Here is a 13,944-nt window from a genome sequence, read left to right on the forward strand (position 1 = left end):
AGCTCGGAAGGATCCTTCAACCGATCACTTTGGCTTTAACTGATCGGCATTAGCCTCTGTGCAGCCTTTTTTATTTCTGATGCTTGGCTTGCTTACTATTCGTAAAACCAATAATCTTGAGTGGTCTTTTCTAACCACAGAACTACTATGACTCGCTCGCATTGCTTTGTATTGCAACACGACTTTCCTATTTCTTTCTACCCTGATAAAAACCAGTTGGTGATTGATAGTGAAGAGATTCATTTAGAGCCACTACAAGCAAGGCTGCTCAGCTATTTCATCGACAAGCGCGGGCAAGTGGTTAGTACGCAGCAGATAGCTGCTGATGTGTGGCAAAGAACTCAAGTGTCTGACAACTTGGTCAGACAGGTCATCAGTTTACTGCGCAGTCAGCTTCAGGATAAAGTACGTCCGTATCGCATCATTCAGACCATTCCTAAGCAAGGTTATCTGTTCGATATTGAGATAATTCAGCCTAGCGTTGAGACTACTCCCGTAGTAGAAATTCCCCCACCTGAAATCAAAGTTGTTTCTAAGCCTAAAAATAAAACCATCGCCCTGATTACAACCGCAGTATTCTCTATTGGCTTAATAGCAACTTGGGCGTGGCAAATTGATGTCTCAACCAATGACACAGCTGTTATTTCTGCGCCTCAAAGTGATGTGATTCCCGTTTATATCCATGACATAACACTCGATTCTGCGGACGATTATGAGATGTCGGAAAGCGTGTACAACTACCTATTCTACGGGCTGAACTCAGCGAGAAATTTATCGGGTTACCACTTCTCTCAGCTCTCGAAACAGGGCAAGCAATCACTTGCCAATAATGGTGTCGAACTCAAAGGTTGGCTCAAGCAAAAGGGCAGTAATTATATACTGAGCGTGCTGATACAAAACAACCGCCAGCCCAATCAAAGCCAGAAAGTGGAAAAGAGCTTTAGCCAAGATAACTTCTTTGATGCCATTGGGGATGTGATTCTTGAGATTAAAGCCATTATTGCCCCAATGAGTTCAGAATACGGTGTCGTCAGTCATCGAGTGACTTCTATTGATAACTACGACGATTGGAAGGTTATTTCAGAGGGAATATCGCTTTTCTACCAAGGCAAAGGTGGACAGCCATTTGCAGAGATCGCACTTCAGTTGGATACGATTCAACAGCAAGGAAGAGACAATTATTTGGTCAATGCCTTATTGTCGTATTCGGAATCTTTGGCTTATTTGCAAAGTCATGAGCAAGAAGATCGCGAACATGCACTGCAACTGGCAAAGCAAGCCTTTGAGATGAACCCACGTTGTGATATTGCCAACCTTACCTTGGGTCTTGCACTGTTAATCAACCAACATGCCAATCAAGCTTTCCCTTACCTTTTTTATGCGGCCGAAAGTACACCGAGCCCTATCAGTTTTTATCTACTTAGTGTGGCTGACAAGCTGTCGGATAACCCAGAAGGTTCGCAATACAACTATCAGCGCTATACCGAAGTGAAAAAAGAGTATAATGGCCAACTGTTTGATCTTATTGAATCTTTATAAAAAACAAACCTTTCCTAAACCACATAATTCTCTTTGAAGTGAAGACGTTGAGTTACCGCTAATAGTAACGGCTCTTCCGCAAGGTTTCCTTGTGCTAACAGGCTTCTCAACATGTTTGATTATTGTTTGGACTCAGGCTCGATTGCCTTGCATCAAGCGTAAAAACATCGACTTCCACATACTGGTAACCAAATCATTAATTATTTGGGGTACACACATGTTGAAGAAGTTTGCTTTTCAGATCATTCCAATTCAGATCTTCTTATTCGTCTTTTGGTTCAAAAATGGCTTTGTTGATAAAGTGATGGGCGGCGTGCTTGGCTTTATTACGCCAGATACCGCTTATTCAGGTGATACTTGGGCTGGCTGGAAAGGCTATATTGTAGGAACTTGGGATAAGAGCCAAATCGGTCATGCTCTACTGAGTCCAACATTCGATTTTATGTTCCCTATTCTGATTGGTTTGCAATGTGTACCGTTTTTACTGGTTATTCGTTCGGTATTTGCAGGTGAGTTCATGTCTGGCAAGGAGCGTCCGTGGTTACTTTATGCTGCCTTTGCTTCTTTATTTGTGACTGCTTGTATGGCTTTCACTCAAACCATCACAGGCGCAAGCGACGGGCAGTATCTATGGCAACTTATCGGCTTTGGCATGGTTGCCATTATGTATCTGCGTAATGAGCAAGGTAAGTAAGCGTTGTTTAGATGCGGGATACGAAGGGTAGCTAGATACGAGTAAACGAGATGCGGGATACGAAGAGCGTCTTTAAATTTGAGTCAGTGAGATACTGAATATCAAACGCAGATAATGAGAGGCAGTCGCTTTTCGTTACTCGTTCACTCGCATCCCACATCTGCCTTTCAGAAAAGAAAAAGCCCGCAACCTAGGAGGTTGCGGGCTTTGCTATAAGCGATGTTTGTTTTGCTATTAAGCAGTCAGTGCTAACACGCTACCTGGCAGTACAAGGAATACCGCAACAAGATAACCAGCTACTACAGCTTTATTTTTCACTGCCATGTCTGAAATGATGTCAGCTGCTTTCACTGGCAGTTCACGTAGGAACGGAATACCAAAGATGAATACCGTTGCCATGATGTTGAACACCAAGTGTACTAGAGCAATCTGTAGTGCGAATACTGCGAACTCACCAGATACTGCTGTAGCTGCAAGTAGAGCCGTAATACATGTACCGATGTTTGCACCCAAAGTGAATGGGTAAACGTCACGTACTTTAAGAACACCTGAACCTACTAGTGGAACCATCAAGCTTGTTGTTGTAGAAGAAGACTGAACAAGGATAGTCACGATAGAGCCAGAAGCGATACCGTGGATAGGACCACGACCGATTGCGTTCTTTAGAATCTCACGAGCACGGCCAACCATTAGGCTCTTCATTAGCTTACCCATTACCGTGATAGCTACGAAGATAGTCGCGATACCTAGAACGATAAGCATAACCCCACCAACAGTGTCGCCAAACGTTGATAGTGGTTCTTTAATCGCACTTACAACAGGCTTAGTGATTGGCTTGATGAAGTTAAGACCACCCATGCTCATATCACCTGTTGCTAGCATCGGTGATACTAACCAGTGAGAAATTTTCTCTAGAATACCAAACGCCATCTCTAGTGGTAGGAAGATAGCAACGGCTAATAGGTTAAAGAAGTCGTGAATCGTCGCACTTGCGAATGCACGTTTGAACTCATCTTTACAACGAACATGACCAAGGCTAACTAGCGTATTGGTTACCGTAGTACCAATGTTCGCACCCATGATCATAGGGATTGCTAGCTCAACAGGTAAACCACCTGCCACAAGGCCAACGATAATTGAAGTAACTGTACTTGATGATTGAATAAGTGCTGTTGCTACTAAACCAATCATTAAGCCTGCAACTGGGTGTGAAGCAAATTCGAAAAGAACTTTTGCTTGCTCGCCTGTTGCCCATTTGAAGCCTGTACCAACCATTGAAACTGAAAGTAATAGTAGGTAAAGCATGAATGCCAAGTTAGCCCAGCGTAGCCAACGAGTTGTGCTCGAGATAGGCGCTGCTGCAGTAGTAGCTTGGTTCATAATGTTTTCTCCATTGGACCGTTTTAGTCTGTGTTTGGTCTGTTTGTTTAATCTGAGCGTGATGTTAGAGAACAAATATTTCAGTAATATTACATTTTGGTTTAGGTGAGACTTTTTTGTGATGATTTGCTCTTTAAATATTTGCTCTTGAAATGGCGTTGGTTTAACTTGTTGTTTTTAAAGTGTTTTGTTCGTGTTTTTGATAGGTGATATAGATCTTAAAAGTTAGAGAAAAATTGAAAATAATCGTTGAAATATTACATTATGAAATCAGACACTTCGTAAATATAAGTAGTAATTGATAGTTAGGTGTGGTTTTTCCGAGTTTGTTGAGTGGAGGTGTCATATTTGATATAACAGGTTATCTTCTCTTTTTTACGGCACATTTATGTCGCATCTCAACTATAACCACCTTTATTACTTCTGGATGGTTTGCAAGCAAGGCTCTGTTACTAAAGCTGCAGAAGCCCTATTCCTAACACCACAAACGGTAACTGGTCAGATAAAAGCCTTAGAAGAGCGTATGGACGGCAAGCTAACTAAGCGTAATGGTCGCAGTGTTGAGCCGACAGAGCTTGGGCAGTTGGTCTTTAAATATGCCGATCGTATGTTTGGCCTGAGTTACGAGATGCTGGATATCGTGAATTATAGCCAGCACTCCAATATTCTGTTTGATGTTGGCGTCGCGGATGCACTGTCCAAAAGATTAGTCAGCAAGATATTGATGTCGACAATCCCACCCGATAACAGCATTCATTTACGCTGCTTTGAATCGACTCATGAAATGCTACTTGAACAACTTTCTCAGCATAAGCTCGATATGATTTTGTCAGACTGCCCGGTGGATTCTAGCCAAAGCCCAGGCCTGTTTAGTAAAAAGTTGGGTGAGAGTGGTATGAGCTTTTTCAGTTCAGGTAATGTGGAAGGTGTTAACTTTCCTGCTGTATTAGAACAAAAGAAACTGTTAATCCCAGGAAGTCGAACTTCGATGGGGCGTAAAGTACTGCAATGGTTTGATAGACAAGGACTTAAGCCTGATATTTTGGGTGAGTTTGATGACGCGGCATTGATGAAGGCTTTCGCTCGTTACCACCACGACGCTATTTTCTTAGCGCCTACGCTATATATGTCAGAGGTTGAGGAAGATACGTCATTGCAATTGTTGGGGGGAATCGAGGAGTTAAAAGAGGAGTACTACGTCATATTTGCTGAGAGGATGATCCAACATCCAGCAGTAAAAAATGTATGTGACGCAGATTTTAGCAAATTGTTCGAGTGAGCTTGTTTGTTAATGAATTGATATCGATTATCATGACTTCATAATCTGCCGGAAATACAGATAACCCGGACTTGGCGTAAAGGTTGTATGGAGCCAAACTATGAACTTAAAAGAGATGGAGAAGAATTCAGCACAAGCTGTGATTCTACTCAAAGCCATGGCCAATGAGCGTCGCTTACAGATTCTGTGCCTATTGCATGGTACTGAGCTGTCGGTTGGGGAGTTGTGTGGCAAGTTGGAATTGAGTCAATCTGCTTTATCTCAACATCTTGCTTGGTTGAGAAGAGATGGTTTGGTCGAAACTCGCAAAGAAGCTCAAACAGTGTATTACACATTGAGCAGTGAAGAAGTAAAAGCGATGATTAACCTACTGCATGGTATGTACTGCAAGTAGTTTATTGCTGGTGGGGGAAGTGATTTCTTACCAGGGGTAGGGTCGACACAAGGAAGTGTCAGTATTTCATGTCGAACGTTAGTGCCTATCAGCAAACCGCATATCTTTAAGTAAACCAAGTAACGCTCAGCAAGAAAAATCTCTGTGTTACTCAAAATTTAGATATAAAAAAACCGGCCGAGGCCGGTTTTTTTCGTTTTGCGTTGTAATCAAATTTCTATTAAAGAGCTTTGATTGCAGCAGCGAAACGAGACTTATGACGTGCAGCTTTATTCTTATGAATAAGGCCTTTAGTCGCCATGCGGTCTAGAAGAGGTGTAACTTCTACAAGAGCAGCAGTTGCAGCTTCTTTATTGCCAGCTTCAATAGCTGCAATAGTTTTTTTCATGTAAGTGCGCATCATAGAACGACGGCTAGCATTGTGCTGGCGACGTTTCTCAGCTTGGATAGCGCGCTTCTTAGCAGATTTACTGTTTGCCAAGGTCTAACTCCCAAAAACTTAGTTCGGTGACAATTTAAGGGCGAGGACTATCCCTCATAGGCGCTTAATTGTCAAATGATTTGTGCAAAAACCAATCGTAGCCAAACAAACTTTGGTATGGAAAGGTCATCGCGGTTAAGATGGCGGGGATTCTAACAGCATTTTTAGACCAATGCTAATAAATATGCTTCTTAGGACAGGATAGTATTTATCCTCGCTTGAAAGTAATCAACCAGTGTCAGAGGTTTGTGTGAGTAAACGACTATTAAAGTCAGGCCTGATTGTCAGTGCAATGACTTTTGTTTCCCGCGTATTGGGGCTAGTACGTGATGTAGTAGTAGCAAATTTGATGGGAGCAGGAGCGAGTGCCGACGTATTTTTCTTCGCTAATAAAATCCCTAATTTCTTACGTCGACTTTTCGCAGAAGGTGCCTTTTCTCAAGCGTTTGTTCCTGTATTAACAGAATATCACGCTGCAGGTGATAAAGATAAGACTCGAGATTTAATTGCCAAAGTATCGGGCACGCTCGGGGTACTAGTTTCTATCGTCACCGTTATCGGGGTGTTGGGCTCGGGTGTCATCACTGCGATGTTTGGCGCAGGTTGGTTTATCGATTGGTTAAATGATGGCCCAGCAGCACCAAAATTTGAGCTGGCGAGCTTTATGCTCAAGATTACCTTTCCTTATTTATGGTTTATCACCTTTGTTGCTTTATCTGGTGCAATCCTCAATACCATGGGCAAATTTGCGGTTTCGTCATTTACCCCTGTGTTCCTGAACGTAATGATCATAGGTTCAGCATGGTTTATCTCTCCTAATTTAGAACAACCCGAAATTGGCTTGGCCATCGGTGTGTTTCTTGGTGGTTTAGTCCAGTTCCTTTTCCAAATGCCTTTCTTGATTAAAGCGGGTGTGTTGGTTAAACCGAAGTGGGGGTGGAGAGATCCCGGTGTAGTTAAGATCCGCACGCTAATGATCCCTGCCTTGTTTGGTGTGTCAGTGAGCCAAATCAACTTGTTGTTCGATACCTTCATTGCCAGCTTTCTAGCAACCGGCTCTATCAGTTGGCTATATTATTCGGATCGATTATTGGAATTCCCACTCGGTTTGTTTGGTATTGCTATTGCGACGGTTATTCTTCCTGCTTTGTCGCGTAAACACGTAGACGCTCAAGGGGAAGGGTTTGCTCATACAATGGACTGGGGCGTGCGCATGGTTTTATTGCTAGGTATTCCTGCTATGTTAGGTCTTATTGTTTTAGCCAAGCCTATGCTGATGGTGCTCTTCATGCGTGGCGAGTTTTCACCACATGATGTACAGCAGGCTTCCATGTCTTTGGTGGCATACGCTTCAGGCTTGCTTAACTTCATGTTGATTAAAGTGTTGGCTCCGGGCTATTACTCACGTCAAGATACTAAAACCCCTGTGAAGTACGGCATCATTGCGATGGTCACTAACATGGTGTTCAACGCGATCTTCGCTTATTTCTATGGTTATGTTGGTTTGGCAATCGCAACGGCGTTATCTGCGTTCGTGAATATGACTCTACTTTATCGTGGTCTGCATATAGCGGGTGTTTATCGTTTAACCAAGACTACATTGTTGTTTAGCCTTAAATTATTAGTATCTGGAACTGTGATGGTTGGCGTGATTTTATGGCAACTAGACAATATGCAGCTGTGGCTTGATTGGAGCTTCAACCAAAGAGCGTTGACGCTAACAGGGTTGATCGCACTTGGTGGCTTTGCTTATATTGTGTCGGTACTGGTTTTAGGTATCCGAGTAAAACATTTAAAAGCAGCGACAGATTAATACTGATTAGTATATAATCCGTCGGTTTCACACAATAAATGATGCAAATAACAGGTTTTAGCTGATCACAATGGAACTGATCCGAGGTATACACAATATTAAAGCACAGCATCATGGCTGTGTATTAACCATAGGTAACTTCGATGGTGTTCATTTAGGGCATCAAGAGGTTCTGAGTCAGGTTTCTAAACAAGCTACAGCACTGGGACTCCCTTCTGTTGTCATGACGTTTGAACCGCAACCTATGGAGTTGTTTGCTAAAGGTCGAGCGCCAGCGCGTTTAACTCGCTTACGAGATAAGTACGTGCAATTGAGCAAGCTAGAGATTAGTCGTTTATTGTGTGTGAATTTCAATCAGTATTTTGCAAGCTTGTCTGCGGAAGCGTTCATTAAGGATCTTTTGGTTGATAAGCTTGGTGTGAAATTCTTGGTGGTTGGTGACGACTTTTGCTTTGGCAAAGGCCGAACAGGTAATTTCGCTATGCTTAAAGAAGCGGGCGAAAAATATGGTTTTGAGGTGGTGAGCACCCAAAGCTATTGCTTAAACCAATTACGAGTAAGCAGCACTGAGATACGAAATGCGTTAGCGGCCAATGACTTGGCTTCTAGTGCTACCATGCTTGGGCGTGACTACAGTATCAGTGGTCGTGTTTCTCATGGTCGTAAACTAGGGAGAACTATCGGTTTCCCTACCGCTAATATTCCATTAAAACGTTGTGTTTCTCCTGTGTCGGGAGTGTATGTTGTTGAAGCATTAGATATCGACGGTGTTCCTGTCGGTGGTGTTGCTAATATTGGACAACGACCAACAGTTAATGGTGTAAGGCAGCAATTAGAAGTACATTTTTTTGACTTTAAAGCCAATTTATATGGTAAACAGTTAGAAGTGCGACTTTTGCACAAACTGCGCGACGAGATAAAGTTTGAGTCGTTCGACGCATTAAAGAATCAAATAGAATTGGATGCTGAAGCCGCAAGGGTGTGGCTGCTTCAGCTAAAGAATTAGTCGGATAATTCCACCGATTAACATAATGTCTAACTTCGCCCAATATAACGGAATTAAGAATCGATGAGTGATTATAAAGATACCCTGAACTTACCAGAAACAGGGTTCCCAATGCGTGGCAATCTGGCAAATCGTGAACCAGAAATGCTTAAGCGTTGGTACAAAGAAGACCTTTACGGTGAGATCCGTAAGGCAAAGAAAGGTAAAAAATCTTTCGTACTGCATGATGGCCCTCCATACGCGAACGGCGACATTCACATTGGCCACGCGCTGAACAAGATTCTTAAAGACATTATTATCAAATCTAAGACCCTTTCTGGTTTTGATGCACCGTACATCCCTGGTTGGGACTGTCACGGTCTTCCAATCGAGTTGATGGTTGAGAAGAAGAAAGGTAAGCCTGGTCAGAAGATTTCAGCGGCAGAATTCCGCGAAGAGTGTCGTAAGTACGCTGCGGGCCAAGTTGAAGGTCAGAAAGAGAGCTTCAAACGTCTTGGTATCATGGGCGAGTGGGATAAACCTTACCGCACTATGGATTTTGGAACTGAAGCGAACATCATTCGTTCTCTAGGCAAAATCGCAGACAAAGGTCACCTTCTTAAAGGTTTCAAACCAGTTCACTGGTGTACTGACTGTGGCTCTGCTTTGGCTGAAGCTGAAGTTGAATATAAAGATAAAGTGTCTCCATCTATCGATGTGAAATTTACAGCAGCTGACGAAGCGGCTCTACTAGAGAAATTTACTCTAGCGGAAGGTCACGCGGGTCAGGGCGAAATCTCTATCGTTATTTGGACGACAACACCATGGACTCTGCCGGCTAACCGCGCAGTATGTCTACGTGATGATCTTGAATACGTACTTATCCAAGTTGAAGCGAATGGCGAACAGCCTGCTCAACGTATCGTTGTTGCTTCTGAACTAGCAAAAGACGTAATGGATCGTGCGGGTATCGAGCACTTCCATAACCTTGGTTTTGCTACTGGTGCTGATCTTGAGCTTTCTCAATTCAACCACCCGTTCTACAACTTTACGGTTCCTGCTGTTCTTGGCGACCACGTTACAACGGACTCTGGTACTGGTGTGGTTCATACCGCTCCTGGTCACGGTCAAGAGGATTTCGTGGTTGGTAAGAAGTACAACCTAGAAATTGCTAACCCAGTAGGTTCTAACGGCGTTTACCTGCCAGATACTGAGCTATTTGCTGGTCAGCACGTATTCAAAGCGAACGACTCTGTTTTAGAAGTTCTAAAAGAGAAGGGTGCACTACTGCATCACCACGCTTACGAGCACAGCTACCCACACTGTTGGAGACACAAAACTCCAATCATCTTCCGTGCAACACCACAATGGTTCATCTCTATGGATCAAGCTGGCCTACGTGCAAAAGCACTAGAGTCAACGAAGAGTGTTGAATGGATGCCAGAATGGGGTCAAAGCCGTATCGAAGGTATGATCGAAGGTCGCCCTGAGTGGTGTATCTCTCGTCAACGTACTTGGGGTGTGCCAATTGCTCTGTTTGTTCATAAAGAAACATCAGAACTTCACCCAGATAGCCCAGCGCTTATTGAAAAAGTAGCGAAGCTTGTGGAAGAAAAAGGCATTCAAGCTTGGTGGGATGTAGATGCTGCTGAACTGATGGGTGCTGAAGACGCTGACAAGTACGAGAAAGTACTTGATACGCTAGACGTATGGTTCGACTCAGGTGTAACGCACTTCTCTGTTGTTGACTCTCGTGAAGAGTACAACTTCCCGAATGAAGAAAGAACGCACAGTGCTGATCTTTACCTTGAAGGTTCTGACCAACACCGTGGCTGGTTCCAGTCTTCTTTGATTTCATCTATCGCGATGAAAGACGAAGCACCATACAAGCAAGTGCTAACGCACGGTTTCGTGGTTGATGGTAACGGCCGTAAGATGTCTAAATCTATCGGTAACGTTGTTGCTCCTAAAGATGTAACCAACAAGCTAGGCGCAGATATTCTACGTCTATGGGTTGCTTCTACGGATTACACTAACGAAGTTGCGGTTTCTGACGAGATTCTTAAGCGTTCTGCTGATGCTTACCGTCGTATTCGTAACACGGCTCGTTTCTTCCTAGCGAACTTGAACGGTTTCAACCCTGAAACTGACCTAGTGCCTGCTGAAGAAATGGTAGCACTTGATCGCTGGGCTGTTGGCCGTGCTCAAGCTGCACAAGAAGAGATCGTTAAAGCATACGGTGAGTACAACACTCACGGTGTAACTCAACGTCTAATGCAGTTCTGTTCTATCGAAATGGGTTCTTTCTACCTAGACGTAATTAAAGACCGTCAGTACACAGCAAAGCAGGGCAGCCATGCTCAACGTAGCTGCCAAACGGCGCTTTACTACATCGTAGAAGCTCTAGTTCGTTGGATGGCTCCTATCATGTCGTTCACTGCAGATGAAATCTGGAACGAGATGCCAGGCGAACGCGACACGTTTGTATTCACAGGTGAGTGGTTCGAAGGCCTATTTGGTCTTGCTGACGACGAAGAGCTAAGCAACGAATTCTGGACTGAAATCCAGTCAGTTCGTGGCGCAGTGAACAAGCTTCTTGAAGATGCTCGTAAAGAGAAAACAATCGGTGGCGCTCTGCAGGCTGAAGTTACTCTATACGCTGACGATGCACTAGCGGCTAAAATCAACAAGCTAGAAGATGAGCTACGTTTCGTACTTATTACTTCTGCTGCGGTTGTTAAACCACTTAGCGATAAGTCTGATACAGCTCAAGCGACAGACGTTGAAGGTCTGTACGTTGAAGTTGCAGCAACTGAAGCTGAGAAGTGTGACCGTTGCTGGCACCACACTCCAGATGTAGGCACAATTGAAGGCCACGAGAAAGTTTGTGGTCGTTGTGTGTCGAACATCGACGGTGAAGGCGAAGTGCGTAAGTACGCATAACGACTCAGAGAAATACTGAACTTTTTGTAAAAATCATAGCCCCAGTACCAACTGGGGTTATTTTTAATTATAGGAAATGTGTTTAGCCAAGTTTGGTAATCAAGGTCACTTAAATTGAGTAACAGTGAATACCAACTTCGTAAATACTAGGAATAGAAATGAGTGAAGTTTCGTTAAAACAATCTGGTGTGCGTTGGTTATGGTTGGCCCTACTGGTCTTCCTTGCTGATATCGGTATCAAACTCTTTGTTATGGACAACATGGGTTATGGCTGGGCAAACCGCATTGAGGTGTTGCCATTCTTTAACTTTTTGTACGTGCATAACTACGGTGCAGCATTTAGCTTCTTGAGTGATCAAAGTGGTTGGCAGCGCTGGTTATTTACTGGTATCGCATTTGCGGTAACGGGGATGCTGACGTACTGGATGAGCAAGCTACCAGCAACAGATAAGTGGAACAACATTGCTTATGCGATCATCATTGGTGGCGCTGTTGGTAACGTGTTCGACCGTGTTGTACATGGCTTTGTCGTCGATTACTTAGACTTCTATTGGGGTACTTACCACTGGCCTGCATTTAACCTAGCGGATATGGGAATCTGTATCGGCGCCGCGATGATCATCCTAGATGGTTTCCGCAAGAAAGATGAAAGCAAATAGGCGACTCAGGTATTAATGAGTATTAACTAAATCGCTTTGAATTAGATTGCCCTAAAGTCAGTCTATGACTCACAGAATGGAATAGCCCTAAGCGCTGTCGGTTGATTCCGGCGGCGCTTTTTTTTATGCTTCAGTCAACAAGGAAGCAAAGCACAGCGCATTCTCAAATAATAAAGAAATCTAAGGAAAGTAACGTGGCAGCAATTAAAAATGATTCAGCAGTAACTCTACATTTTACGATTAAAATGAAGGATGGTTCAGTTGCCGATAGCACCGAAAATATGGGTAAGCCTGCAAAGTTCGTGATGGGTGATGGCAGCCTAAGTGAGAACTTTGAACAGTGCCTGATTGGCCTTGAAATGGGGACTGAAAAGTCTATCGAATTGAAGGCGGAAGACGCGTTTGGTATGCCAAATCCAGATCATATTCATCATATGGATCGTGCTAAGTTTGTTGGCGATTCTGAAGTCGAGGTTGGCACTATTATGGCTTTCTCTGGTCCTGATGGTATGGAAATTCCAGGTATTATCACTGAGATCGCGGGTGATTCAGTGACGGTTGATTTTAATCACCCATTAGCCGGCCAAGACGTTACGTTTGACGTCAACATCTTAGCGGTGGAATAACGATAGAATAACATCGCCTTACAGGTGTGGCGCAACCCAGAGCTTCACTGTCTGGGCGCTTCACTGTAGAATGCGAACCTCGCTGACAGCGAACTCTATAGAAAAAACCTTAGTACCGCGGTAAATGATGAGCAATGAAATGAAAATAATGTTAGCTAACCCTCGTGGCTTTTGTGCCGGTGTCGATCGTGCGATCAGCATCGTAGAGCGCGCACTAGAAATGTATCAGCCACCGATCTATGTTCGCCATGAAGTGGTGCACAACCGCTTTGTTGTTGAGGGGCTCAAGCAGCGTGGTGCTATTTTTGTCGAAGAGTTAAGTGAAGTGCCAGACGATAATATCGTGATCTTCTCTGCTCACGGTGTTTCTCAAGCGGTACGTAAAGAAGCGAAAGAACGCGAGTTAACGGTATTTGATGCGACGTGTCCTTTGGTGACTAAAGTTCATATGGAGGTTGCTCGAGCGAGCCGCAAACATATGGAAGTGGTATTGATTGGTCACGCTGGTCACCCAGAAGTGGAAGGCACCATGGGTCAGTATGCTAGCCAAACTGGCGGTATGTACTTGGTTGAAAGACCAGAAGATGTACAGAACTTAGTCGTGAACGACCCGAGTAACTTACATTACGTCAGCCAAACCACGTTGTCAGTTGATGAAACCGCAGATGTGATTGAAGAGTTACGTCGCGTGTTCCCTGAGATCCAAGGGCCACGTAAAGACGATATCTGCTACGCAACACAAAACCGTCAAGACGCAATTCGCGAGATGGCCGGTGATGTTGATGTCGTGATTGTTGTCGGTTCTAAGAACTCATCGAATTCAACACGTTTGAAAGAGCTGGCTGAGAAGCTAGGCACGCCAGGTTATCTAACCGACTGCCCTGAAGATATTCAAACTGAATGGGTTGAAGGGAAAAAGAAAATCGGTGTAACTGCCGGTGCTTCTGCTCCTGAAGAGCTAGTAAACCAAATCTTAGATCGTATTCGTGAGTTGGGTGCTACCGAGGTTGAAGAGATTCAAGGTCGTGAAGAGAACATGTTCTTCGAAGTACCAAAAGAGCTGCAGATTAAGCAAGTCGACTAGTCGCTATTGATTTGTGACAAGATTGATTCGTAACTCTATCGATTCGCAAACACTATCGATTTGTAAA

Annotated in this window: 12 protein-coding genes; 10 read left to right on the plus strand and 2 right to left on the minus strand. The window is 43.8% G+C overall.

What is annotated here, in order from left to right; all coding sequences use genetic code 11:
* Nucleotides 1–147 precede the first annotated feature (147 nt).
* Both AB6E08_RS15535 and AB6E08_RS15540 read left to right on the plus strand, forming a co-directional pair.
* The gene (locus tag AB6E08_RS15535; RefSeq protein WP_017098345.1) at nucleotides 148–1,539 is read left to right on the plus strand and encodes a winged helix-turn-helix domain-containing protein; all 1,392 of its coding nucleotides are present in this window, start codon (nucleotides 148–150) and stop codon (nucleotides 1,537–1,539) included.
* 217 nt (nucleotides 1,540–1,756) lie between these two features.
* Nucleotides 1,757–2,233: a hypothetical protein gene (locus AB6E08_RS15540; protein ID WP_029225423.1), complete on the plus strand. Its 477-nt coding sequence runs from the start codon at nucleotides 1,757–1,759 to the stop codon at nucleotides 2,231–2,233.
* A gap of 234 nt (nucleotides 2,234–2,467) precedes the next feature.
* Here the strand turns inward: AB6E08_RS15540 and AB6E08_RS15545 are convergent, their stop codons facing one another.
* Nucleotides 2,468–3,613 carry a Na/Pi symporter gene (locus AB6E08_RS15545; RefSeq protein WP_017102996.1) on the minus strand — a complete coding sequence of 382 codons (1,146 nt, stop codon included), beginning with the start codon at nucleotides 3,611–3,613 and terminating at the stop codon, nucleotides 2,468–2,470.
* A gap of 388 nt (nucleotides 3,614–4,001) precedes the next feature.
* On the opposite strand from AB6E08_RS15545, the gene nhaR reads away from it, so the two are divergent.
* A complete protein-coding gene (gene nhaR, locus AB6E08_RS15550) occupies nucleotides 4,002–4,892 on the plus strand; it encodes a transcriptional activator NhaR (RefSeq protein ID WP_009848442.1) in 891 nt (296 codons plus the stop codon).
* A 100-nt stretch (nucleotides 4,893–4,992) separates the two neighbouring features.
* On the plus strand, nucleotides 4,993–5,286 hold the full coding sequence (locus tag AB6E08_RS15555; RefSeq protein ID WP_009848443.1) for a metalloregulator ArsR/SmtB family transcription factor: 294 nt from the start codon (nucleotides 4,993–4,995) through the stop codon (nucleotides 5,284–5,286).
* Nucleotides 5,287–5,506: 220 nt separating this feature from the next.
* On the opposite strand, the gene rpsT is transcribed toward AB6E08_RS15555, so the two are convergent.
* On the minus strand, nucleotides 5,507–5,767 hold the full coding sequence (gene rpsT / locus AB6E08_RS15560) for a 30S ribosomal protein S20 (RefSeq protein ID WP_012603273.1): 261 nt from the start codon (nucleotides 5,765–5,767) through the stop codon (nucleotides 5,507–5,509).
* A 250-nt stretch (nucleotides 5,768–6,017) separates the two neighbouring features.
* On the opposite strand from rpsT, the gene murJ reads away from it, so the two are divergent.
* From murJ to ispH, 6 genes are all read left to right on the plus strand, one after another.
* Complete coding sequence (gene murJ / locus AB6E08_RS15565; protein ID WP_009848488.1) at nucleotides 6,018–7,580, plus strand: murein biosynthesis integral membrane protein MurJ; 1,563 nt, start codon at nucleotides 6,018–6,020, stop codon at nucleotides 7,578–7,580.
* A gap of 70 nt (nucleotides 7,581–7,650) precedes the next feature.
* On the plus strand, nucleotides 7,651–8,586 hold the full coding sequence (ribF, locus tag AB6E08_RS15570) for a bifunctional riboflavin kinase/FAD synthetase (protein ID WP_012603275.1): 936 nt from the start codon (nucleotides 7,651–7,653) through the stop codon (nucleotides 8,584–8,586).
* A 63-nt stretch (nucleotides 8,587–8,649) separates the two neighbouring features.
* Nucleotides 8,650–11,508, plus strand: coding sequence for an isoleucine--tRNA ligase (gene ileS / locus AB6E08_RS15575; RefSeq protein WP_017100498.1), 2,859 nt, complete (start codon nucleotides 8,650–8,652; stop codon nucleotides 11,506–11,508).
* A 158-nt stretch (nucleotides 11,509–11,666) separates the two neighbouring features.
* Nucleotides 11,667–12,167: a signal peptidase II gene (lspA, locus tag AB6E08_RS15580; RefSeq protein ID WP_017100497.1), complete on the plus strand. Its 501-nt coding sequence runs from the start codon at nucleotides 11,667–11,669 to the stop codon at nucleotides 12,165–12,167.
* 194 nt (nucleotides 12,168–12,361) lie between these two features.
* On the plus strand, nucleotides 12,362–12,793 hold the full coding sequence (fkpB, locus tag AB6E08_RS15585) for an FKBP-type peptidyl-prolyl cis-trans isomerase (RefSeq protein ID WP_372066740.1): 432 nt from the start codon (nucleotides 12,362–12,364) through the stop codon (nucleotides 12,791–12,793).
* Between the two features lie 127 nt (nucleotides 12,794–12,920).
* Nucleotides 12,921–13,877, plus strand: a complete 957-nt coding sequence (ispH, locus tag AB6E08_RS15590) for a 4-hydroxy-3-methylbut-2-enyl diphosphate reductase (RefSeq protein WP_012603278.1) — start codon at nucleotides 12,921–12,923, stop codon at nucleotides 13,875–13,877.
* The last annotated feature ends 67 nt before the right edge of the window (nucleotides 13,878–13,944 follow it).

The organism is Vibrio sp. 10N.247.310.24 (genome assembly GCF_041467175.1).
Classification (GTDB): domain Bacteria; phylum Pseudomonadota; class Gammaproteobacteria; order Enterobacterales; family Vibrionaceae; genus Vibrio; species Vibrio tasmaniensis_A.

Coding starts and splice junctions, on each gene's coding strand:
- AB6E08_RS15540 (WP_029225423.1), top strand. CDS start 1,757: ATGTTGAAGAAGTTTGCTTTTCAGATCATTCCAATTCAGATCTTCTTA.
- ispH (WP_012603278.1), top strand. CDS start 12,921: ATGAGCAATGAAATGAAAATAATGTTAGCTAACCCTCGTGGCTTTTGT.
- lspA (WP_017100497.1), top strand. CDS start 11,667: ATGAGTGAAGTTTCGTTAAAACAATCTGGTGTGCGTTGGTTATGGTTG.
- nhaR (WP_009848442.1), top strand. CDS start 4,002: ATGTCGCATCTCAACTATAACCACCTTTATTACTTCTGGATGGTTTGC.
- ribF (WP_012603275.1), top strand. CDS start 7,651: ATGGAACTGATCCGAGGTATACACAATATTAAAGCACAGCATCATGGC.
- AB6E08_RS15535 (WP_017098345.1), top strand. CDS start 148: ATGACTCGCTCGCATTGCTTTGTATTGCAACACGACTTTCCTATTTCT.
- ileS (WP_017100498.1), top strand. CDS start 8,650: ATGAGTGATTATAAAGATACCCTGAACTTACCAGAAACAGGGTTCCCA.
- AB6E08_RS15545 (WP_017102996.1), bottom strand. CDS start 3,613: ATGAACCAAGCTACTACTGCAGCAGCGCCTATCTCGAGCACAACTCGT.
- AB6E08_RS15555 (WP_009848443.1), top strand. CDS start 4,993: ATGAACTTAAAAGAGATGGAGAAGAATTCAGCACAAGCTGTGATTCTA.